The 22,838-nt window shown below is 41.3% G+C and carries 22 protein-coding genes and 1 riboswitch; of the genes, 17 read left to right on the top strand and 5 right to left on the bottom strand.

The annotated features are described in order from the left end of the window. Nucleotides 1-16 precede the first annotated feature (16 nt). Nucleotides 17-676, bottom strand: coding sequence for a CPBP family intramembrane glutamic endopeptidase (locus IEW76_RS11990; RefSeq protein ID WP_188654145.1), 660 nt, complete (start codon nucleotides 674-676; stop codon nucleotides 17-19). A gap of 50 nt (nucleotides 677-726) precedes the next feature. After that, complete coding sequence (locus tag IEW76_RS11985) at nucleotides 727-1,296, bottom strand: hypothetical protein (RefSeq protein ID WP_188654143.1); 570 nt, start codon at nucleotides 1,294-1,296, stop codon at nucleotides 727-729. A 90-nt stretch (nucleotides 1,297-1,386) separates the two neighbouring features. Between IEW76_RS11985 and IEW76_RS11980 the strand changes: the two genes are divergently transcribed. The 4 genes from IEW76_RS11980 (at nucleotide 1,387) to dat (ending at nucleotide 7,166) form a co-directional block, all read left to right on the top strand. Further along, nucleotides 1,387-2,136: a C39 family peptidase gene (locus IEW76_RS11980; protein ID WP_188654141.1), complete on the top strand. Its 750-nt coding sequence runs from the start codon at nucleotides 1,387-1,389 to the stop codon at nucleotides 2,134-2,136. Nucleotides 2,137-2,423: 287 nt separating this feature from the next. Continuing rightward, nucleotides 2,424-3,728: a glycoside hydrolase family 68 protein gene (locus tag IEW76_RS11975; RefSeq protein WP_188654139.1), complete on the top strand. Its 1,305-nt coding sequence runs from the start codon at nucleotides 2,424-2,426 to the stop codon at nucleotides 3,726-3,728. A gap of 124 nt (nucleotides 3,729-3,852) precedes the next feature. Further along, nucleotides 3,853-5,163: a glycoside hydrolase family 68 protein gene (locus IEW76_RS11970; RefSeq protein WP_229721222.1), complete on the top strand. Its 1,311-nt coding sequence runs from the start codon at nucleotides 3,853-3,855 to the stop codon at nucleotides 5,161-5,163. 1,100 nt (nucleotides 5,164-6,263) lie between these two features. Continuing rightward, the gene (dat, locus tag IEW76_RS11965; protein ID WP_188654137.1) at nucleotides 6,264-7,166 is read left to right on the top strand and encodes a D-amino-acid transaminase; all 903 of its coding nucleotides are present in this window, start codon (nucleotides 6,264-6,266) and stop codon (nucleotides 7,164-7,166) included. A 127-nt stretch (nucleotides 7,167-7,293) separates the two neighbouring features. On the opposite strand, the gene IEW76_RS11960 is transcribed toward dat, so the two are convergent. Further along, the gene (locus IEW76_RS11960) at nucleotides 7,294-8,409 is read right to left on the bottom strand and encodes an alpha/beta hydrolase family protein (RefSeq protein ID WP_188654135.1); all 1,116 of its coding nucleotides are present in this window, start codon (nucleotides 8,407-8,409) and stop codon (nucleotides 7,294-7,296) included. A gap of 190 nt (nucleotides 8,410-8,599) precedes the next feature. Here IEW76_RS11960 and IEW76_RS11955 point away from each other — a divergent pair, with 190 nt between their 5' ends. Further along, nucleotides 8,600-9,301, top strand: coding sequence for a TspO-related membrane protein (locus tag IEW76_RS11955; protein WP_188654133.1), 702 nt, complete (start codon nucleotides 8,600-8,602; stop codon nucleotides 9,299-9,301). Nucleotides 9,302-9,377: 76 nt separating this feature from the next. Here the strand turns inward: IEW76_RS11955 and IEW76_RS11950 are convergent, their stop codons facing one another. Further along, complete coding sequence (locus IEW76_RS11950) at nucleotides 9,378-9,683, bottom strand: cell division protein FtsK (RefSeq protein ID WP_188654132.1); 306 nt, start codon at nucleotides 9,681-9,683, stop codon at nucleotides 9,378-9,380. A 188-nt stretch (nucleotides 9,684-9,871) separates the two neighbouring features. Further along, nucleotides 9,872-10,055, top strand: a riboswitch (cobalamin riboswitch). 148 nt (nucleotides 10,056-10,203) lie between these two features. On the opposite strand from IEW76_RS11950, the gene IEW76_RS11945 reads away from it, so the two are divergent. The 4 genes from IEW76_RS11945 (at nucleotide 10,204) to IEW76_RS11930 (ending at nucleotide 15,990) form a co-directional block, all read left to right on the top strand. Continuing rightward, on the top strand, nucleotides 10,204-12,438 hold the full coding sequence (locus IEW76_RS11945) for a ribonucleoside-diphosphate reductase subunit alpha (protein WP_188654130.1): 2,235 nt from the start codon (nucleotides 10,204-10,206) through the stop codon (nucleotides 12,436-12,438). A 13-nt stretch (nucleotides 12,439-12,451) separates the two neighbouring features. Beyond that, nucleotides 12,452-13,495, top strand: coding sequence for a ribonucleotide-diphosphate reductase subunit beta (locus tag IEW76_RS11940; RefSeq protein ID WP_188654128.1), 1,044 nt, complete (start codon nucleotides 12,452-12,454; stop codon nucleotides 13,493-13,495). Between the two features lie 146 nt (nucleotides 13,496-13,641). After that, the gene (locus IEW76_RS11935; protein ID WP_188654126.1) at nucleotides 13,642-14,400 is read left to right on the top strand and encodes a nucleotidyltransferase domain-containing protein; all 759 of its coding nucleotides are present in this window, start codon (nucleotides 13,642-13,644) and stop codon (nucleotides 14,398-14,400) included. 558 nt (nucleotides 14,401-14,958) lie between these two features. Further along, entirely contained in the window at nucleotides 14,959-15,990 is a 1,032-nt protein-coding gene (locus tag IEW76_RS11930) for a MerR family transcriptional regulator (protein WP_188654124.1), read from the top strand. Nucleotides 15,991-16,049: 59 nt separating this feature from the next. Here the strand turns inward: IEW76_RS11930 and IEW76_RS11925 are convergent, their stop codons facing one another. After that, complete coding sequence (locus IEW76_RS11925; RefSeq protein WP_188654122.1) at nucleotides 16,050-16,397, bottom strand: winged helix-turn-helix transcriptional regulator; 348 nt, start codon at nucleotides 16,395-16,397, stop codon at nucleotides 16,050-16,052. A 118-nt stretch (nucleotides 16,398-16,515) separates the two neighbouring features. Between IEW76_RS11925 and IEW76_RS11920 the strand changes: the two genes are divergently transcribed. The 8 genes from IEW76_RS11920 to msrB all read left to right on the top strand — a co-directional run bounded on the left by IEW76_RS11920 (nucleotide 16,516) and on the right by msrB (nucleotide 22,602). Continuing rightward, complete coding sequence (locus tag IEW76_RS11920; RefSeq protein ID WP_188654120.1) at nucleotides 16,516-17,010, top strand: lactoylglutathione lyase family protein; 495 nt, start codon at nucleotides 16,516-16,518, stop codon at nucleotides 17,008-17,010. Between the two features lie 134 nt (nucleotides 17,011-17,144). Then, nucleotides 17,145-17,879, top strand: coding sequence for a MerR family transcriptional regulator (locus IEW76_RS11915; protein ID WP_188654118.1), 735 nt, complete (start codon nucleotides 17,145-17,147; stop codon nucleotides 17,877-17,879). A gap of 167 nt (nucleotides 17,880-18,046) precedes the next feature. Then, nucleotides 18,047-18,838, top strand: a complete 792-nt coding sequence (locus tag IEW76_RS11910; protein ID WP_373285984.1) for an SDR family oxidoreductase — start codon at nucleotides 18,047-18,049, stop codon at nucleotides 18,836-18,838. A 19-nt stretch (nucleotides 18,839-18,857) separates the two neighbouring features. Continuing rightward, nucleotides 18,858-19,133 carry a hypothetical protein gene (locus tag IEW76_RS11905; RefSeq protein ID WP_188654114.1) on the top strand — a complete coding sequence of 92 codons (276 nt, stop codon included), beginning with the start codon at nucleotides 18,858-18,860 and terminating at the stop codon, nucleotides 19,131-19,133. Between the two features lie 223 nt (nucleotides 19,134-19,356). Then, nucleotides 19,357-19,638: a hypothetical protein gene (locus IEW76_RS11900; RefSeq protein WP_188654112.1), complete on the top strand. Its 282-nt coding sequence runs from the start codon at nucleotides 19,357-19,359 to the stop codon at nucleotides 19,636-19,638. Between the two features lie 134 nt (nucleotides 19,639-19,772). Next, on the top strand, nucleotides 19,773-20,459 hold the full coding sequence (locus IEW76_RS11895) for a response regulator transcription factor (RefSeq protein ID WP_188654111.1): 687 nt from the start codon (nucleotides 19,773-19,775) through the stop codon (nucleotides 20,457-20,459). Continuing rightward, nucleotides 20,456-21,508: a sensor histidine kinase gene (locus IEW76_RS11890; RefSeq protein ID WP_188654109.1), complete on the top strand. Its 1,053-nt coding sequence runs from the start codon at nucleotides 20,456-20,458 to the stop codon at nucleotides 21,506-21,508. The genes IEW76_RS11895 and IEW76_RS11890 overlap by 4 nt, the downstream gene beginning before the upstream one ends. Next, nucleotides 21,505-22,602, top strand: coding sequence for a peptide-methionine (R)-S-oxide reductase MsrB (msrB, locus tag IEW76_RS11885; RefSeq protein ID WP_188654107.1), 1,098 nt, complete (start codon nucleotides 21,505-21,507; stop codon nucleotides 22,600-22,602). Before IEW76_RS11890 ends, msrB begins: the two co-directional genes overlap by 4 nt. Nucleotides 22,603-22,838 lie beyond the last annotated feature (236 nt).

Below are 22,838 nucleotides of genomic sequence, written 5' to 3'. Positions count from 1 at the left end.
ACTCCTTTTTAAAATGTTATCGGATGAAGAAGAAATAGACGCACACAATTCCGATATCAGCTAGGGAGTGGCTGACCATTGTTCCGATCATGGTATTGTACTTGTGCCTCATCCATCCCCAGAATAATCCTGCGACAAATACGGGAACCACAAACAAAAAATTAACAGGCCACTCAAAAATGGGAACAAGGGAAAGGAGGTGGTACAAAGAATAGAAAAAAGCCGTGATGAAAATGGCTCGTCTAAGTCCTTTTCGTTCCACAATTTTAGTATGCATATATCCGCGCCAATACGTTTCTTCAAGAATAGGGTTAATAACGACCAGAACGAGGACCATCACAATAATGCCTTTGTCTGTAATTCCCCATCTTTCTAAAAGTGATATGGCTTTTTCTTTATTTATAATCCAATCATGAAGAACAGCCACTCCACCGAAGATAGATATAAAAGCAATAATTCCACTGATTAGTCCGATCTTAATGGAGTGGTGCGGCTTGTGAAAGCATATCCAGTTCAATGTTTCGCGCCACGTATTGCGCTTTATAAGCAACCCATCGATTAATGGGACGAGGAGTAACCAACTATAGAAGAGCCAAAAGGTGAGTGGAACGCTTGAGAAAATTTGCAACCCAATAAAAATCATCACCGATGGCCCGAAGTACAACACATACCGCATGCCAATATCCTCCAATCGAACTCCCCTTTAGTGTAACAAAAGATACTCGTTTAGTCGTAGGAATATAGGATAGGAGCCCGTATTAATCTTTTGTATTCTTTTTGTTTTCTAAGCTCGTCACGACTATTAATAAATAACATATAAAACGCTTCCCACATAAATATCCAACTCCCAACCGTAATGCTTTCAAGAAGGAAGTGTTGAAATAAGGCTAAGTCTGTTGCATTTCTTAAATAGAATGAACCGATGATAAACACGCTCGAGATTAGCATGAACAGAAAAGCCTGCCTACGCTTAAAGGTGATATTTTTTCGTTCGACAAATAGTAAATATTCATAGTATTTATGAATGCCTTCCCGGATTGTCTCCTCTTTATCAAGATCAGGTTGTTCTTTGGATAAGTGGAAACGCAGTCCAACATTCCGAGACAAATCGATGTCTTGTGAACAATCGGAAATGAACGATTTAAGGCTGCTATCCAAATCCCGGACATTATATACAGAGGAATCCCAATTATTAAAGATGTCGTCGTATTCCTTGAGTTTAATTTCGATCAGGAAATCACCGCTCTTCTTATCAACCGTATAGAACTGTTCAAGGTAATGCTTGGGTTTTCTCACCTCTGCCCCCTCCTCTTGTGTGAGATTCTTCTTTATATTTTGGTTCAAAAACGGTCACAATAATCTTTGATTCTTAAAGAAGGTGAAAGAATGAAGAAATTATTTGCGGTAACTTTAATCGTATTGTATATCGTGGCTATGCCCATAATGGCAAAGTATAACGTGACATGGGCTTCTAGCATAAACCAGCCTATCCCGGATTCTTATCGAATGAAGATCCCTGTCATTCGACAAATGCCTGAACTTCCACGCGGTTGTGAAGTAACGAGTCTTGCCATGGTTCTTCACTCAAAGGGGATTGAAGTAGATAAAATGGACCTGGCAAGAAAAGTGAAGAAAAATCCAGAGATCTACCAAGTTAAAGGTGGAAAGGTCTATTTTGGAGATCCGAACGAGGGATTTGTAGGAGATATGTATACGTATAAAAACCCAGGGCTAGGTGTGTATCACAAGCCAATTCATGAACTGGCAACTTCTTATGTAGGTGACCTTGCGGTTGATTTAACAGGTCAACCGTTCGAAGAGATTCTTCGTGAAGTTGCAAAAGGTAATCCGGTCTGGGTAATCCAAAATTCTCGCTTTAATACCCTCCCACCACAACAGTGGGTGACATGGCATACATCAAATGGAGCCATTCGTGTGACGTACCGAGAGCATTCGGTTGTCATTACAGGTTATGATTCCAAGTACATTTACGTAAATGACCCTCTCACAGGAGAGCAAAATCGTCGTTTGCTTCGATCATCCTTTATAAAAGGGTGGAAACAAATGGGCTCACAAGCGATTACGATCCAAAATGGGAATAAGGAAGTGTTTCATTTTTGGCAAAGTATTAATTAAGATGGATGATGTAAGAGCACTTTTAAAAAAGTGCTCTTTTTTTTGTTAGAACAAATTGTATATAATTGGATTTTTATTAATAATATTGACTTAATTCAAAATGAGAATAACGTATGTATGCTCGTTAAAGAGGCTTTTATGTAATAAAAAGGATATAAAAGGGACTGTATTAACCATGAATAAGTATGAATAAATGATAGAAATATATCAGTTTCTTGCACTGAGAGAAAAGGTAAGTGAGAGAGTGTGAGAGAGTTCTCATAACAAAATTTTTAAGGAGGAGAGAAATGAAGAACTTTTTATCGATCTTAAAACGCAAAGCAGTGGTGACAACAGCGCTCGCGACAACGCTAGTTGCAGGGTCATTATCCACGCAAGTCCAGGCTGAGGTGGACGAAGATACTTCCGTATGGTCCTGGGAACAAGCAGATAAGATTGAGCGTACGGACGAAAACACAGCACCGCAAATCTCTGAAGAGGAAATTAAGGATATTGCTCCAGACCTCCATGTATGGGATACGTGGCCACTGCGTAATCGCGATGGAAGTGTAGCGCGTGTGAATGGCTATAAGGTGATCTTTTCCTTAACGGCTAAGAAAGAAGGCGTAACTCCAAGCGAACGTCATGGTATTGCAAAGATTCGTTATTTCTACTCTAAAGATGGAAAGAGTTGGGAGATGGGCGGCTTAGCTTATGATCCTGAACAAGCTCTAGGATCTCGCCAATGGGCAGGTTCAGCTATGATTGATGATGGTAAGGTAAACTTGTTCTATACAGCAACAGGTCGTAAATCGAATGAAACGAAAACATATGAGCAGCGTTTAGCAAAAGTATCCGCTGATATTGAAACAAATAAAGATGGTGTTGAACTTACAAGTAATGGTGACCACGAAATCTTACTTGAAGCAGATGGAGAACACTATCAGACACTAGAACAGTCTGAAGGTAAAGGAGTAATTTACTCTTTCCGTGATCCTTGGTTCTTCCAAGATCCTAAATCTGGTGAAGAATACTTAGTATTTGAAGGAAACTCTGCAGGAACAGCTTCTGAACAAACTTGTCAACCTGCCAACTATGGTAGTGAATCATTCCAACAGACTCATGATGCGCCTGAAGATGCAAAGCTTTATAACGGTGCAGTCGGAATCGCGAAGAAAGGGGAAGACCTTTCTGATTGGAATCTTCAAAAGCCAATCTTAGAAGCAGATTGTGTGAACCAACAATTAGAGCGTCCACACTTTATGGTGAAAGGGAACCAATATTACCTATTCACGATTACGCATAAGTTTACGTTCGCTCCACAAATAACTGCTCCAGATGGTCTTTATGGTTTCACAAGTGATTCACTACACGGTGATTACAAACCATTAAACGATTCTGGTCTTGTTATTGCGAACCCTGAAAATGACCCGCTACAAGCTTATTCTTGGGTAGTCCTTCCGCACGGTGAAGTATCAAGCTTCGTAAACAAGTACAATACAGAAGACGGTGAACAGAAGTTCGGTGGTACCCTTGCTCCAACGCTTAAACTATCTGTTCATAAGGACGAAACAAAAATCGTTAATGAATCGAAGTTCCCTAAAATTAAATAACACACCACGAAAAAGGAACAACCCTTTAGTGATGTGAATGAGTGAAGGGGGACAGGTACATGTCAGTGCTTTAATGCATAGAAGCGTACCTGTCCCTTCATTAAATTAAGAGGAGTTGAGAAATGTGAAAAAGGTGTTGATGGCTTCTGTGTTGGCGGTAACGAGTGTGCTTCCGACAACAATGTTACATGCAGAGCCTAAAAGTGAAAGTCCAGCGGCTTGGTCACACCAGGAAGCAAGCAAGATTGAACGTGATTCGAGCAATACGGCACCACTTATTGAAAAGGAAGAGATTGAACAGATGGCGCCGAACCACTGGGTTTGGGATACATGGCCTCTACGGAATAAAGATGGCTCTGTCGCTAAGGTAAATGGTTATAAAGTTATTTTCGCTTTAACAGCTCCTGATGATGTACTTCCAGGTAAGCGTCACGACATTGCGACGATTCGTTATTTTTACTCGAAGAACGGCCAGGACTGGAAAATGGGTGGAGAAGCCTTTGATCCTGAACAAGCATACGGCTCGAGACAGTGGGCAGGTTCAGCGATGGTGGAAGATGGCAAAATCCACTTATTCTACACAGCAACAGGACGAAAAGGTGAAGATGGAATTACGTATGAACAACGTCTAGCCCTTGCGAATGGTGAGATGAGCGTATCAAAAGATGGGATTTCTTTCTCAGATTGGTCTCATGATATCATCCTTGAACCACAAGGCGAGTACTATCAGACAGAAGAACAGTCTGAAGGCGGGATTTTGTATTCCTTCCGTGATCCATGGTACTTCGAAGACCCTAAAACAGGAGAAGAATACATTACATTTGAAGGGAACTCAGCAGGACATGCGAGTGAACAAACGTGTCAGCCTCGTAACATAGGAGATGAGCAGTATCAGGGATCGACTGAAGTTTCTAATGAAGCATCAGCTTACAATGGTAATGTTGGCTTAGCGAAATTAGATAGTGAAGACTACACAGAATGGGAGACCCTACCGCCTGTACTTGAAGCGGATTGCGTAAACCAACAGCTAGAACGTCCTCACTTCGTAATGAAGGGAAATCAGTACTATCTGTTTGTGGATAGCCATAAGTTTACCTTCTCCCCTGGCATCGAAGGACCAGATGGGCTGTATGGATTTACAGCAGACTCTCTATATGGGAATTATGAGCCATTAAACGAAAGTGGTCTTGTTGTAGCTAATCCAGAAGATAATCCGTTCCAAGCTTATTCATGGATTGTCCTTCCAAATGGAAACGTGATTAGCTTTGTAAACTATATCGATCTTGGAGACGTTAGCTTAAAAGAAGTTGGAGCTCAACCCGTTGATTTCCAATATGAACATTTCGGGGGAACCCTTGCCCCGACGTTGAAGTTGTCTATTCACAAGGATGAAACTCGTATTGTGAATGAACTTCAATATGGAAAAGTGAACTAAATTTAAGTTGGGAAACCACGAAGCTCTTTGGCTTCGTGGTTTTTTAATTGGTGGTTGATGTTATGAGCGGGGCGGAGAGGCTCAAGTTTTGGGGTTGTGGCTTGAGAGTGTGGGGAGTGGCTCAAGTATGCGCGGCACATGATTGGAGGTCGGCGCACCGGCTCAAGTCTCGGTTTAATGGCTCAAGATTGTGGGCGACCGGCTCAAGTTAGGGGTTTACGGTTCAAGAGCGGAGAAAACCGGCTTAAGTTTTCGAATTAATGACTCAAGAGGGAAAAATAACAGCTCAAGTCCAGTAGAACCGGCTCAAGTGGTGAGAGAGTGGCTCAAGAAGAGAGATGCACGGATCGAGTTAGAGAAATAACGGCTCAAGTATGCACAGTACATGATTGGAGATCGGCGCACCGGCTCAAGTCTCGGTTTAATGGCTCAAGATTGTGGGCGACCGGCTCAAGTTAGGGGTTTACGGCTCAAGAGCGGAGGAAACCGGCTTAAGTGGTGAGAGAGTGGCTCAAGTGGGGAGAGGGTGGCTCAAGAAGAGGGATGCACGGCTCGAGTTAGAGAAATAACGGCTCAAGTATGCGCAGCACTGATTGGAGATCGGCGCACCAGCTCAAGTTTCAGTTTAATGGCTCAAGATCGTGGGCGACCGGCTCAAGTTAGGGGTTTGCGGCTCAAGAGCGGAGGAAACCGGCTTAAGTTTTCGAATTAATGACTCAAGAGGGAAAAATAACAGCTCAAGTCCAGTCGAACCGGCTCAAGTGGTGAGAGAGTGGCTCAAGAAGAGGGATGCACGGCTCGAGTTAGAGAAATAACGGCTCAAGTATGCACAGTACATGATTGGAGGTCAGCGCACCGGCTCAAGTTGGAAGAGTTCCTATCCCCATAGGAACTCTCCCCTTGCTAAAACCATCTCATCCCCATGATTAAAGAGTATCTAAAAAAAGATTACATTACAGAAGCCTAACAATTAGAGCATAACTGTACACAATGTTGCGACAATTTGATACACTATATCGAACCGGAATTTATAATGGGACAGGTGGAACTAGTCGTTGTCCCTTTAAGAAGAGTAACCTAACGAGATGAGGTGGTTCAAAATGAGTATAAAGCCATATTTGTTAACGGATCAGGGGTTTGTAAATCGCGATGAGCTTTATTATCCGTTTGAAGAACGGGGGCTTCAGTTTGGTGATGGAGTCTATGAAGTTATTCGAATCTATCGCGGAAACTATTACTTAATTAAAGAACACGTAGAGCGTTTGTTCCGTTCGGCAAAGGCAATCAAGATTAATGTGCCTTACTCGAAAGAAGAAATGTATGAGAAATTAGATGAACTTCTTACAAAAAACAGTGTAGAAACTGATGCCAAAGTATATTTACAATTAACGCGGGGATCAGCTCCTCGTGATCATGCTTTCCCTAAAGATGTTCAGGCGAATTTGTATGCGTATGTGCAGGACCTTCCTAGGAAAGTGGAACCTTTGCAAAACGGTGTTACAACCATCACGCAGCCAGACGTTCGGTGGGATTATTGCTACATTAAAAGTTTAAATCTATTACCAAACGTTATGGCTAAGCAAGAAGCGACTGAAAAGGGTGCATTTGAAGCCATACTCCATCGGAATAAAAAAGTAACAGAGGGTAGCTCATCAAATGTTTATCTTGTCAAAGATGGAATTGTTTACACGCATCCTGCAACAGAAAATATTCTGCATGGGTGTGTTCGTATGCGTGTTGTAGCGTTGACGACTCAACTTGGCTTCCCGTTTATTCAGGCGGCATTTAGTTTAGAGGATATTGCGGAGGCTGATGAATTGTTTATTACGAGCAGTACCGCAGAAATAATGCCCGTCGTTAAGGTAGATGATATTCAAGTTGGAACGGGTAAGCCAGGACCTGTAACACAGCAACTTCAACAAGCCTATGAAAAAGACGCTAAAATCCCTCAATCAGATTCAATCTTTCCTGCCGCTGCTCAAGAGCGCCCTGTGTCCGGATAGATGAAAAGCATGGTTCCCATAATTATTGGGACCATGCTTTTTTTGTGTTTCCTTGGTTTGAACTGTAAGGTAGTGTGATCTAGCGAAATTGCTCTGCAATTAGTAGGTTTTCTTCATAGGGACGATCTTATTCTACGTTTTCGTCTAACCATTCGGTAATGATCGTAGCAATTTCTTCGTTATTCTTATCTTGCATCATAATGTGTGTATTTCCATCAATGCCTTCTTCTGTTAACTCGATTACTTCAGCTGTGCCACCGTTGTCTCTGATAATCTGCGCTGTTGTTTTAGTAGCTTCTAGTCTGCCGGTTTGATTACGAGATTCTATATAGTCACCGTACACGATAAGGTAAGGGATGTCGGCGAACTTCTCTATTACTTCTTCTTCGTTGGTAGGTGACCCAACAGGTTCAATTGCTACAAGCGCTTTGACAAGATCTGGTCGCTGTCTTGCAACTTCATAACCAATTTCGCCTCCCATGGAATGAACGAGTAGCACGGACGGGCCTTTATCTTCTAATAGCTTAATCATGTTCTCGACTTCTTGTGTATTTACCCTCGAACTGCTCGCTTTGCCACTTGTTGTATCCGTTCCCGTTCTTTGACCGCCGGAAGCTTTCCCTTGTCCCTGCTGCGAGGATTGAGCTGAACTATTTCCTTGGCTGCTGCCTGATGATGCATTCGTCTGCGAAATTTGAGGGGGGATCGCGTTAAAGAATTGGTCAATAGATTCTGTTGGGTATTGTGTATCTTCATACGGCTGACCTTCGCTTGAACCAAAGCCCCAGCGTGCCCATACTGTCCCTTCTTCCCAGTCAGATAGAGATGGTTGAGTGGAAGGGTCAGCTTGTCCCGATTTCACTGCTTGGAAGGGTTCTGGATTTAAACCAGAGACGACAAGGTCAGACGTATCAACTGTGTAAACAGGGTGTCCATCCTCAGCGAAGTGATAGGCCCAGCCATTTCGGCCATCTGGTGTTGTGTTATAAATATAAGAACTTAAGCCTAATCCAGGCACCATGACAACAGATGACTCATCGGCATTGGTTGGGATATACGAGTGAATAAAGGACTGTGAAGAAGAGTCCCCTGACTCACTTCCTATGTAAAATTCTCCGAGTTGTTCAAATGCAAAACCCGACGGATTAGATGGTTCAGTTTCTTTCTCATCTGTCGTGGTATCGTCTTGGCAGCCGCTTGCAATTAATAAAGCTGCTAGTGTTCCGGTTGCTATTTTTTTCATATGTATGCCTCCTTCTAAAAGTACTTGTTCAGTGTAAGGGTCATTTGTGGCACAAATGTGGCATGGGGTAGGAAATATGGTGGAAATGATGGATTTCCTGTATGTTTCATACATACACTGTACTAGTTGTCCATTTTGTACTTCTTGAGTGGAAGTACATATACACATACGAGAGGGGAGAACATGCATCATGAATGCACTAGTACTTAAATTGTTTAACCTGGCTAGTTTTGTTTATTTAATTGTCACTTCGGTTTTCATTGCGGACTTTATGGGTGGGGCCATGGAACAAGTTTATGTTATGCCTGCGCCGTATGCCTTTTCGATTTGGGGACTTATTTACCTGTTGCTACTATGGTTCGTTGTGAAATCTTTTTTTGCAGACGAAGAATTGGATCGAGTCGTGAAGGGCATTGGTCTTTGGTTCCCGATTAGTATGATCTTATCGGGAACATCGGTCGTAGTGGGTACGAACCCTTCGATCCTGTTTATCGCGTTGTCACTACTTACGCTTTGTGTGGTGTATACGATTATTCAAGGGTTAGGCTTATCATCGACTAATTATCGCATTCCGTTCTCGATCTATTTAGGGTGGACATCAATCGCGACCATTGTTGCGGCCTTTGTAGCGATAAAAGGGAATGGAATTGAGGAGATTCTTTCCATTGGTGAACTTGGTTGGGCAGTTATTATGCTCACAGCCGGAGGCCTCATTGCACTGGCTTTTCATTTTCTGCAAAAAGATTACTTGTTTCCTCTCGTTTTTGTTTGGGGGTACGTGGCGATCTATCTCTATCAAGACAGTGCTCTTATAAAATTTATTACGGGTGGATTTGCGGCTCTGTTGTTGATTGTTCTTTGTGTGAACTGGTTTAAAACGAAAGGGAAATAACCCCAAAAAAACCTGCCCTATATATAGAGCAGGTTTTTTGATGCGAAGAATAACTGAATTTGCTATTGTGTAGGATCTATATAAACGGCTGGGAGTACTGTAAAATATGGAGGACAATGCCGATCGTACTTAAGGCAAGCCCTATAAAGAAGGGCCATGCGTTATCGTGTTTTTTTCGGTCAAACGTGCGGACTGTAATGATGCTATATACTAACGCGGCAGTGGGAATAGAGATGTAAAATGAGCCAAATGCAAAGCCAATCCCGCCAAAAAACATGGCCAGAATACCTAAGTGGTTTTGTTGTGGGAGACTTTCTAAGTACTCTTGTTCTTCTGGTGAAAGATCTTTCTGAATCACAGGTTTTCTAGGTCTGTAAAGCAAATGTAACGACCTCCCTTAATCCAATTGCTTTTTCTCATTATATGGTAAGGAGTGTTCATTTGTAAAAGATTTCGAAAATAACCATTACTACTCTTCTCTTTAAACTTCAAGACTTGATTTCATAGATGAAATCTATTACGATATACACAAGATATATGGATGTATATAAATGAAACACTACATATTGATTTATAAGCGAGTTGCAAGGTGCCTATTCAAGGCTTGAAAGGGAATCTGGTGAAAGCCCAGAACTGTCCCCGCAACTGTAAGTGTGGACGAAATGAGAGATTCCACTGTGCTAAAAAAGCATGGGAAGGTCTCAGAGTAGGACGATGCACGAGTCAGGAGACCTGCCTGCCCTCGCTAAAAGTTTCTTTTTCTTCGGGGATTGAGAAGATGAAACGATAGCCTCAGCTGGATGAGCCTAACGTTGGTTCGTCTTGTTGTCCTGTCGTTTGATCCGTTTCTCTTTCCCGAGTGGAAGAGGAACGGGTTTTTTTATTTTAGAGGAGGTTATCACATGACAATCGTTCAAAAAAGTACGGGGATTTACGCTGTTTTAGAAGAAGCATATAAAGAGTATCCACATCTTGATGTAGAGAGGTTAAGTAGGCTTGCCGATCAGTTGATTCAAACAAAAGGGATCGAATCCTATCATCAACTTTACAATGAGGTGATCTTAAAAGGGTTGGATCAAATGGATGAAGAAGAGCCGGATTGGACATTTTTATGTGCGCGAATTTACGCTCAATATTTGTATGAACAAGCAGCCCTTCATCGCCACCATACAAAGGAAGAAGCTTATCCAGACTTTTATTCCCTTATTCAATCGCTACATACAAAAGGGATTTACAGCGAACGTCTGTTAACAAGTTATACGAAAGAAGAGGTTAAAGAATTAGGAAGTGAAATCGTTCCAGAGCGTGACGCGTTCTTCACCTATATTGGGTTGAAAACACTGGCTGACCGGTACTTGGCGACAGACCATGATGGATGTTTATACGAGCTCCCTCAGGAACGATTTATGATCATTGCGATGACGCTAATGGCGGAAGAAGATACGGATCACCGTCTTGATCTTGTAAAAGAAGCGTATTGGGCGCTCAGTCATTTGTATATGACCGTGGCGACACCGACGCTTGCTAACGCAGGGAAAAGCTACGGGCAGTTATCGAGTTGCTTTATTGATACGGTTGATGATAGTTTGCAAGGCATATTTGACAGTAATACAGACATTGCCAATCTATCGAAAAGTGGAGGCGGACTCGGTGTTTACCTTGGGAAAATTCGTTCCCGCGGCAGTGATATTAAAGGCTTTAAAGGTGTGGGTTCGGGTGTAATCCCTTGGATGAAGCAGCTGAATAATACCGCCGTAAGTGTCGATCAGCTTGGGCAGCGTCAGGGGGCGATTGCCGTGTATTTGGATATCTGGCACCGTGATATCTTCTCGTTCCTAGATGCCAAGTTGAATAACGGGGACGACCGTCAGCGTACCCACGATTTATTTACAGGCGTCACGTTACCCGATTTGTTTATGGAAGCGGTAGAGAAGCGGGAAGACTGGTATTTATTCGATCCTCATGAAGTACGAACGGTAATGGGGTATAGCTTAGAAGATTATTATGATGAGAAAGAAGGTGCTGGTAGCTTCCGAGAAAAGTATTGGGATTGTGTGAATGAACCTCGTTTAGAGAAAAAGAAGGTTCCGGCAATCGACATTATGAAGCGGATTATGGTCTCACAGCTCGAAACGGGTACGCCGTTTATGTTTTACCGTGATGAAGTGAACCGTAAGAATGCCAATAGCCATAAAGGAATGGTGTACTGCACGAATCTATGTACGGAAATTACGCAAAATCAAAGCGCAACGACGGTGAAAGAGCACTACACGGAGGATGGTCAAATTGTCACTGTGAAAGATGCTGGAGATTTTGTTGTCTGTAATCTATCGAGTATTAATCTTGGTAAAACTGTCCCGGATGAGGCGCTTCGGCGTTTGATTCCGATACAGGTGCGTATGCTTGATAACGTCATAGAGCTGAACAACATCCCTGTCTTACAAGCACAGCTCACGAATCAGCGCTACCGTGGTATTGGACTTGGAACCTTCGGATGGCATCACCTTCTGGCTGTACAAGGGATTCGCTGGGAGTCAGAAGAGGCTGTTCAGTACGCCGATTCGTTATATGAAAAGATTGCGTATCTCACCATTCAAGCTAGTCATGAGCTAGCGCGAGAGAAAGGTGCTTACCCTTACTTTGAAGGGTCGAAGTGGCAAACGGGCGACTACTTTACGGATCGAGGGTATGACAATGAAGAATGGACGGCATTAAAGGATGTGGTTCAACAGAATGGCGTACGAAATGGATATTTGATGGCGGTTGCACCAAACTCCTCAACTTCTTTAATCGCTGGTAGTACAGCGAGTATTGACCCAATCTTCCAGAAATTTTACTCAGAAGAAAAGAAAGATTATAAGATTCCTGTTACGGCACCTGATTTAACACCGACTACTTATTGGTTTTATAAATCTGCGTACGAAATCGATCAGAAATGGAGCATTCGTCAAAACGCTGCCCGCCAGCGTCATATTGACCAATCAATTTCGTTTAATATGTACGTGAAGAACACGGTTCAAGCGAAAGAGCTATTAGACATGCATCTGACAGCTTGGAGAGAGAAGTGTAAAACAACGTATTATATGCGTTCAACAAGTACAGAGGATCTTGAAGACTGTGAAAGTTGTTCATCTTAAGGAGGGGAAAAGCGTGAAGACTCAATTACAAAAGAGAAACCTATATGACATTGATGCTCCAAATCGTTCAACGGGCATTATAAATGGGAAAAGTTCAAACGTATTAAACTGGGATGATGTACGATTCAGCTGGGCCTACCCGATGTATAAAAATATGCTAGCAAACTTCTGGATCCCAAATGAAATCAATATGGCGAACGACCTGAGGCAGTGGAGCGAACTGAGCGATAAAGAGCAGGATACGTTCAAGAAGATTATTGGGCTTCTGGCCTTTTTGGATTCGATTCAGACCGATTACAGTGGGAAAGTAGCTGACTATTTAACAGACTCAAGCTTAACAGCCCTTATGCAGGTGCTGTCCTTTCAGGAAGTTGTTCATAATCAGTCCTATTCCTATGTATTATCTTCACTTGTTGATAAGCAAGAACAAGATGCTATATTTGAATATTGGAAGCATGATGAAGTCCTGCTAGAACGAAATGCGTTCATTGCGGAAGGCTACAGAGACTTTGTCGAAGAGGAATCGGTCGAATCATTCTTAAAGTCGATTGTGTATGACGTTGTATTAGAAGGCCTGTTCTTCTATGCAGGGTTCGCTTTCTTTTATAATTTAGCTCGTAATCAAAAGATGGTTTCAACGAGTACGATGATTAATTATATTAACCGAGATGAACAGATCCACGTTAATTTATTTCAGCACATTTTTAAAGAAGTGCTCGCTGAAAATCCTGACTATAATACCGGTGAATTATTGCAGTTTGTGACGGATACATTTAAGGAAGCAGCCGACCTAGAGATTAAATGGGGACGCTATATTATCGGTGATGATTTTGAAGGTTTATCGATGCAAGAAGTTGAGGACTATATCAAATTCATGGCCAATAAACGGTGCAAAGAACTCGGTGCCGAGAAACCATTTGAAGGCTATGCCAAAAATCCTCTTAAATGGATAAAAGCCTATCAGGACGTCAACAGCGGAAAATCAGACTTCTTCGAACAGAAATCACGCCAGTACACCAAAGTTCACTACCAAGACAACGGATTCGATGACCTCTAACGTGGTACACTAAACCATAACAAACAAAACCGTGCCAGACACCCTTTAGCAGAATAAAGGGTGTCTGGCACGCGCTGTTGCTTTAGAGTGGTGAAGAGTGCCTGGCACGCTTTAGTGCTGTGCAGTGATGAGGGAGGCTTTATTTGGTGATTGAGAAGGTAAGAGAACTTGAGAGGGAATATGATGTGAAGGTGTTGTACGCGTGTGAGGCGGGGAGTCGTGCGTATGGGATCTCGAATGAAACGAGTGACTATGATGTGCGGTTTATTTATGTCCACCCTCTTGATTGGTATTTATCCGTTGAGGAGAAGCGGGATGTCATTGAAAAGCCGATTTCTAATCAATTGGATATGAGCGGTTGGGAACTACGAAAGGCGCTGCAGCTTCTTAAAAAATCGAATCCATCGATTCTTGAGTGGCTTCATTCTGATATTGTGTATGATGAGGATGAAGGTTTTATGAATACGGTACGAGACCTCGCCCAGAAGGCATTTAATCCGATAGCGGTACTGCACCATTATCACAAAATGGCGAAGCGGAATTTGAAAGAACTGGGGCAGGGGGAGGAGGTAGCGGTTAAGAAATATCTCAATGTAGTGCGACCCGTTTTGATGTGTTTCATGATTATGAAATCCGGTCAATTATTTGGGATTAATATCTGGTACGCTGTGGATGCGCTGGCTCACAATAAACGTCTAAACGAAGAATTAAGATCTCTATTAGAAACTAAGGTCCATAATCCGAGTCAAACAAAGTTGCATCGACTTTGTCATGTAGATGCTTTTATTGAAGAACAAATGGAAGAAATAGAAATCTATTTGCAGAATGCCAAAAGAAGAAGTGTAGATATTACAAAGGATTTAAATGATCTTTTTAGAAGTACAGTTAAAAAGTATGGACAATAAAAGGCGTAAATGAATGGTGTATCCAGCGTGTGTGTACATAAGTTTAACCCCTCAAAAGCTTGAGTATATGGACTAATACTGAAGCTTTTTTATTTAAAGAACTAATTGAAGGAGAGAATAGAAAGCTTATCACAAATCAAATAACATTTTTCCGGTAATTGTAAACCAAACATTCTCTACAAATCCAACCAGTATCACGGCTGCAAGGAATGCAAATATGGACAAAACGATTTTACTTCGTTTATTGATCTTTATAAAGGGGTTATATATCCTATCTATTTGATTTATAAAAGGAAAGAAAATTAAGGAAGCAACCATTATAGCTATGACGTCCACCTTATTAAATGGTGGGCTAATGTAATGGTTAAGTAGGACATTTAGTACAAAGCCAACGCTAAAGATAAACATCTGAAATAAAAAGAACTTCTTCATAACATAACCCCGATCTTTTATAGATAGGTTCATTATACATAAATGAAAATTGCCAAAAAACCTCTTTACCTTAACGTGACGTTAAGGTTTACGATAGATTTATAAACAAAAGGGGGGGACGATATTTTGAAAATAAAAGAAGCCGCTAATCGTTTAAATACGACGCCGAGAACGATTCGTTTTTATGAGGAAAAGGGATTGATTCAGCCTGACAAAGGAGAAAACGATTATCGCTCCTACAATGAACATCATCTATGGAAACTCCAAACGATCTTGTCGCTAAGGGAAGTGGGTATGTCCACGCAGCAAATTAAGCACACGCTTCAAAATGAAGAAGAGGTTGAGTGTTATTTAAATGTGCAACGCTCGGCTCTATATGAACAATGGTTAGAAATCAAAGATATGATTGGAACAATTGATCAAATGCTAGATAAGAGTACGGATGAAGGGTTCGTTAAAGAAGATATCTTCGCCCTAGCTGATCAGTTGAAAAACGTGAAGGAGAAGCGTAAAGGGTGGCAGGATCAGTGGGATTTTAACGGCCAGGCGCGTGACTATGATAAGAGTCTGAAGATGAATGGCTATCGTTTTAATGTTCATGAACATTATGAAGAAGCTCTAGAAAAGGCCGTTGAAGTTGTTCAACCAAAAGAAGGGGAAAAGGGTGTTGATATTGGCATTGGCACAGGGAATCTTGGTTCACAGTTTACCCCCAAGGGGGCTTGTATCATAGGTGTGGATCAGTCGGATGAAATGCTTAGCGTGTGCAAAGAAAAACACCCGCAGATCGACGTTCGTCATGGACATTTTCTCGCGCTTCCCGTCATGGACGGTGAGGTTGATTTCATTACGACGAGTTATGCTCTTCATCATGTGACAGAAGAAGAGAAAGAGCTGGCACTTAGGGAGATGGACCGTATTTTAAAGCCTAATGGACGGATTGCAATTGTGGATCTTATGTTTGCTGATCAACATGATCGTGAGTGTGTTGTTGGTGATTTCAAAGATGCTGGCAACCAGGAAGCGATTTTTGCTATTGAAGATGAATACTATGCGAATCGATCGAATTTGGTGGCTTGGTTTGAACAGCTTGGGTACAAGGTACACACCCATTCGTTTAACAATATTTTGCATATGGTGTACGCAGAAAAACAGTAGACTTACTAAAAAACACTCAGACCTTAACATCTGAGTGTTTTCGTGACTTTGCCGAGACATTACTCGCAAAAATCCTCGCCATTCGCCGTTCCCCAATCATGCATCGCATGAAGAATCGGCATTAGCGTTGTCCCTTTATGTGTTAATGTATATTCAACTTTTGGAGGCATTTCATCGTATTGTTTACGGTGAATAAATCCGTCAGTTTCTAGTTCTTTCAGCTGCTGCGTTAACACCTTATGTGACACCCCTGGTAACAAACGTCTGAGTGCATTATATCGGTAAGCACCTTCAGTTCCAAGGTGCCAAAGGATAACCGGCTTCCATTTCCCGCCCATTTTCTTTAGTGTATATTGAATCGAACATTTTAATTTTCCGTGTTCATCTGTTAAGAGAGTATCGTCCATGTTTTGCCCTCCTTTTCTTACTTTTAGGTTAGTCTCTAACCTAAAAGTGCATACTTACATACTGAACTATACTTATATACAATGACAATTGTCAAAAGATAAACAGGAGGGAAAAGATATGCAACCATATCCAAGAAATTTCTCACACATTGGACTTTCAGTACCTAACGTTGATGAAGCGGTTAAATTTTATACAGAGGTTTTTGGGTGGTATGTCATTATGGAGCCATCTCCGGTTTACAATGATGATACACCAGTAGGTCAAATGTGCCGTGATGTTTTCGGCAATGACTGGGAAGAATTCCGTATTGCCCACTTATCTACAGGAGACCGCATTGGAGTTGAGTTATTCGAATTTGGAAACAATGAAACGCCAGAAGACAATTTCGAGTATTGGAAAACGGGAATCTTCCACTTCTGTATTCAAGACCCAAACATTGAAGAAATGGTAGAAAAAATTAAATCATACGGCGGTAAGCAGCGCATGCCGATTCGTGAGTACTACCCAGGCGACAAGCCTTATAAAATGGTATATGTAGAAGATCCATTTGGAAATGTGTTTGAAATTTATACACACAGCTACGAGTTAACATACTCTGCTGGTGAATATTAAGAATATTACCCCCTAGTTTAAAGACTAGGGGGGTTTTTAGTATGGGAAGGACTTTTTTAATCTGTCTTAAACTATTCATTGACTCTCACGTTACGTCATAGCTTATTGTTTTCATTAGGAAGGAGGTTACCACCTTGCTAAAAGTAAAAGAGGTTGCTGATCTAACAGGAATTAGTGTGCGTACGCTTCATTATTACGACGAGATTGGCCTTTTGACCCCCAGTAATACGACAGATGCGAGTTATCGGATTTACTCGGATGCTGATCTTGAAATGCTTCAGCAAATTCTCTTCTTTAAAGAGATGGGCTTTCCGTTAAAGAAGATCAAAGAGATTATCCATTCATCTGACTTTGACCGCATCGAAGCACTTGAGTTGCACCGAAATCTTTTAATTGAAAAGCGAAGTCGGTTGGATCAAATGGTTATGACAGTGGATAAAACAATTCAGCACGCCAAAGGAGGCACGACTATGACAAACAAAGAAAGATTTGAGGGATTTGATTTCAGTCAAAATCCTTATGAACAAGAAGCAAGAGAGAAGTATGGGGATCAAGCAGTTGATAAGTCTAAACAAAACATCAAGAAAATGGATCCGGAGAAGATTAAAGAAGAAACGGGTACAATCTATAGGAAACTTGCTAAATTACGTTATGACGCACCTGATACAGACGAAGCGCAAAGTACAATCGGGGAATGGTATCATTTTCTGAATCGTATTGGCGACTATTCTACAGAAGCTTTCAGAGGACTGGGGCAATTGTATGTGGATGACGAGCGATTCACTAAAAATATTGATCAATACGGAGAAGGACTAGCGGCTTTTATGAAAGATGCCATGGCACATTACGCTGACAGAAATAAGGGTTAGATAGACTGCTTTTCTAACGGCCCCCCGTGTGTGAGTGTTGCGGTGCCCTCTAGAATCTATATGTGCCCTAATTCCGTTTCCACCTTAAGCTCATAAAGCTATCGGAAACAATCTCTTACCTTGAGCACTGCTCCAATATGTCGGAGGAACCTTGCTATATTTGTCGAATGATAAATATGGAAGGGGACAATCAATTGAATAAAGTGGCGATTATTACAGGAGCAAGTCGGCCTAATGGGATTGGGGCGGCGGTTTGCAGGAAGCTTGGTAACGATGGTTTTGATATCTTTTTTACTCATTTACATCATTATGATGTTAAGACTGGGTATGACGATAGAAAGAGGGATTTTGGAGAAAGATTCTCTGAAGAATTACGAGAAAAGGGGATCCGTGCTGCTCATATGGAACTTGATTTAGCCAGGGAAGATTCGGCAACTATGCTTCTCCAGGAAGTAGAACGGACCCTTGGAACGCCTGCTGTGTTAGTAAATAATGCAACCTTTTGTGTGGAGGTAGGGCATAATGAATTAACTTACGAATTATTGAATCAGCATTGTGCCGTGAATGTTACAGGGACGTGTATGCTTTCCGCTGAGTTTGCGAAACTTCTGACGGCCCGCCATAAGAAAGGAAAAATCATCAACTTTGTATCGGGGCAAGATAAAAGCCCTGAACCAGGGAACTTAGCTTATGTGGCGACAAAGGGTGCTATTTCAGCGTTCACGAAGTCCCTTGCAATGGAGCTCGCTGGTCAATCCATCACCGTAAATGCACTGGACCCGGGGCCGACCGATTCAGGTATGGACTTGAAAACGAAGGATTTCTTAAGAGGGAAGTTTCCAACTGGTAGAATCGGTACTCCCGAAGAGGCTGCTAATTTAGTAGCTTTCTTAGCGAGTGAAGAAGCGAACTGGATTACGGGTCAGATCATCCACTCTGATGGAGGATTTCAGGACTGAGCAGATAGGGGGATTTTTTTTGAATTTGTTTATTACTATTGCATTTGGGAGTGCTGCTAGTATTGCCATTATGTATAGCCTGATTAAAGGGAAAGATTCTCGCACGAAGGCGATTTACAATAAGGTTTTTTTTACCGTAATTGTCCTTAGTATTTTTAGTGCACTACTTTTAACACCATATCATAATTACAATCCTAATCTTTATAGTGGTGGATATGCGATTTTGTTTATCCTGTCCATTGTTGTTGGCTGTATGGCATTAATAGGATATTTGTTAAGTTCAAACTATGATTGAGCTAAAAACATTTAGGTAATGAAACAAGGCGATTAACATATATGTTAATCGCCTTGTTATTTGTACATAAATCCCTTCCTTCATGGCTCATGATGTTTCAATGAGGCGGAGGAAGAAGTGCGCCTATTGTACGAACAAAATACATGGCGTTTATAATGGAAAAATGAAACAAAGAGGGGCCATCTATATCTTGAAGCTTTTATTTAACTTAAGGAGGGGTAGTATGAACATAGTGACTGTTATTGTACTTCTATTCATAATCTTCGGTATAGTCGTAATGGGTAACCTGAAAAAAGTAGATAAAGAGTATAAACAAGTGAAAAATAAGGTGGATCGAATAAAGAGGGACGTGGATGTGTCAGAACCTGAGGTAAATGAAGAACTTAGAACGCTCATACAAAAAGGCGAAGAGGTTAAAGCGGTGAAAAGAGCCCGACAAGCTTTAGGGTTATCTCTCTTGGAAGGAAAGCAGTACGTAGATGTGTTAAACCGAGAAACAGAATGAAAGAAAAGCTCAGAAGTTTATAGAAATTTTATATTTTAATTATATAGTGTAAATAAGTTCTCATTAAGCTACTAGTGAAATGTTTAGAAAGAATGCATTGGATATGGAGATGCTGAATAGAGACGGGTGATGGGATGAGTTATACAATTTTATTAGCAGAGGACGATGAGAATATTATTGATGTTTGTAAACGTTATTTAGAGAGGGAAAAGTATTCTGTTGTTGTGGCTAGAGACGGTCAAGAAGCTACAGATAAATGGAAAGAATCGAAACCGGATGCTGTTATTTTAGACATTATGATGCCAGTTAAAAGTGGGCTTGATTTAGCAGAAGAAATCCGATTCGAAGAAGAAACGCCGGTTATACTATTAACAGCTCTAGGCCAAGAAAAAGATCGCCTTGCTGGTTTGTCCATTGGTGTGGATGATTATATAACAAAGCCATTTAGTCCTCGTGAACTCGTTTTAAGGCTTAAAAATGTCATGCGACGTTATGATCTTCACGGTAAGGATCAGGTCCAGCAATTTGGTTCCGTTACAATTGATGCTACAAAAAGAGCAGTTTGGAAAGCTGACCAACTGATTGAAACAACAGCTAAAGAATTTGATTTGCTCTGGTTTCTTGTTCAACACGAAGCCCAAGTTTTCTCGAGATCGCATCTTTTAGAGAGGCTATGGGGGTTTGATTATGAAGGAGATACCAACACCATTAACGTTCACATTCGAAAACTCAGAGAAAAAATAGAAGAGGATCCAGCTAAACCTGTCTACATTAAAACGGTCTGGGGCATTGGTTATAAGTTTGAGAGGCAAACTTCATGAAACTTAGGACCATACTAATCTTTTCAAACTTGTTATCGATCTCGATTATTATCATTTTCTTGCTCATAAGCTATGTGCATATGTTCCTTTCAACAGATGTCATCTTACTATTGTCACTGATTACAATTGGAGCCGGCCTAGTCTCGATTGTTTCACACTTGATTGTGACGCATCCCTTATTAAAAGGGGTGAGAGAACTGTCTGAGACATCCAAGAAGCTAGCAGAGGGTGAGTTTAATACTCATATTAAGGAGTCAGGTCCTAAAGAGTTTAAGGAACTAGCTGCAAGTTATAATCGAATGGCCGATGACTTGAATCAAATGTTCCAAAAAGTAAAAGAGTCAGAAGCATTTAAGCAAGACTTAATCGCTAATATGTCCCATGACCTCAAAACTCCGGTTGCTTCTATTAATTCGTATGTAGAAGCTTTGCAAGATGATGTTTTAGAAGATAAAGAAACAAGAGATGCTTATTTAGCTACCATTCATACTGAAACACAGCGAGTTTCTCAACTTATCCAAGAATTATTGGAACTATCCCAGTTAGAGAGGAATGAAGGAGCTTTAAAGACGGAATGGATTCATCTGGACCAAGTAGTCATCGAAACCTTACAGGAGTTTGATATCCTGTTACGAGATAAATCTTTACAACTCGATGTGAATTTAGATGAAGGATTGAAACCTGTTCGAGCCTTGCCGAATCAGCTAAAGCGTGTGTTGAGCAATTTGGTTGAAAATGCCATTCGTTATACGCAAGATGGTGATAGAATCACGCTGCATATTTCACAAAGCATGAGTGAAACACGTTTTACACTAGAGGATACAGGTCCTGGCATAGAAGAAACCGATCAGCGGCATATATTTGAAAGGTTTTATCGGGTAGAGAAATCAAGGAATAAAAGTTACGGTGGTTCTGGTTTGGGACTGGCGATTTGTAAAGAAATCGTTGAGCGCCATGGAGGGGAAATTGGTGTGAAAAGTCAGCTCCATGATGGGGCCATATTTTGGTTCACATTACCATTCAACATGAAGGAGGAAACAAAAGAATGAAATTAAAGTGGGTTCTTTCTGCCGTTGTTGTTGTCGTATTGGGGATTATTTTCATTCCGATGGGTTATAAATATGTGTTTGAACGATCAACAGGAAGCGAAGCGGTAAATGCTGATGAATATGAAGCCGTAGCCACATTCGCAGGCGGTTGTTTCTGGTGTATGGAGCCTCCTTTTGAGAAGCTAAATGGAGTAAGTGAAGTCCTGTCCGGTTATACAGGTGGAGATATGGAGAATCCATCCTATAACGATGTTTCCTCAGGTTCCACTGAACATATTGAATCGGTCCAAGTCCACTACGACCCTGATGTTATCAGTTATGAAACCTTACTAGAAGTTTTTTGGAGACAAATCAATCCAACTGATGATGGAGGTCAGTTCGTAGATCGAGGATATCAATACACGACAGCGATCTTCTATCATGATGAAGAACAAAAGAAAGCTGCAGAAGCTTCTAAGGAGAAGTTAGCGGAATCAGGTCGATTTGATAAAGAGATTGTCACTCCAATCCGTGAAGCGAAAACCTTTTATAAAGCAGAAGATTATCACCAGGATTATTATAAGGAAAATTCAGTTCGTTATAAGATTTACCGAAGCAACTCTGGACGGGATGACTATTTAGAAAATACTTGGGGGGAAGACTTAAAGGTTGAAATCCCAGGTAACTATTCAGAGGAAGAATTAAAAGAAATGCTTACAGATATGCAGTATAAAGTGACTCAGGAAGACGGCACAGAGCCGGCGTTTGATAATGCCTATTGGGATAATAAAGAAGAAGGCATTTATGTGGATATTGTTTCTGGGGAACCATTGTTTAGCTCTAAAGATAAATATAAATCAGGTACAGGATGGCCGAGTTTCACAAAGCCACTAGTCGAAGAAAACGTTGTAACGAAACCTGATCCTGGACTATTTGGAACACGCACTGAAGTTCGAAGCAAAAAAGCAGATTCCCATTTAGGGCACGTATTTGAGGATGGTCCTGAACCAACGGGTCTTCGGTATTGTATGAACTCCGCAGCACTTGAATTTATCCCTAAAGAGGAAATGGAAGAAAAAGGGTACGGAGAATTCTTGGATCAATTTGAAGAATAACAACGATAAGGGGCAGTTGGAGTAGTACTCCCGCTGCTCCTTTTTGTTTTGTGGATAGGATTTCTTGGTAGGGGTAGAGAAGTTATACAGGTAAGGGGATAGGGAGCGCAAATGATTTACTGGGAGTGATAGCCTCTCTAGATAAGATTTAATAAAGGTTTAAATTTTTGTCAATTAAAGTCTGAATATTCGTTCTTTTCGTCGCCTCTCCATTATATTTATAGAGTAAGAGAATA

It is taken from the genome of Pontibacillus salipaludis (genome assembly GCF_014642405.1).
In the GTDB taxonomy this organism is placed as follows: domain Bacteria; phylum Bacillota; class Bacilli; order Bacillales; family BH030062; genus Pontibacillus; species Pontibacillus salipaludis.
The sequence above is the reverse complement of the archived record's forward strand: the minus strand, read 5'-3'. Positions and strand labels throughout refer to the sequence as shown.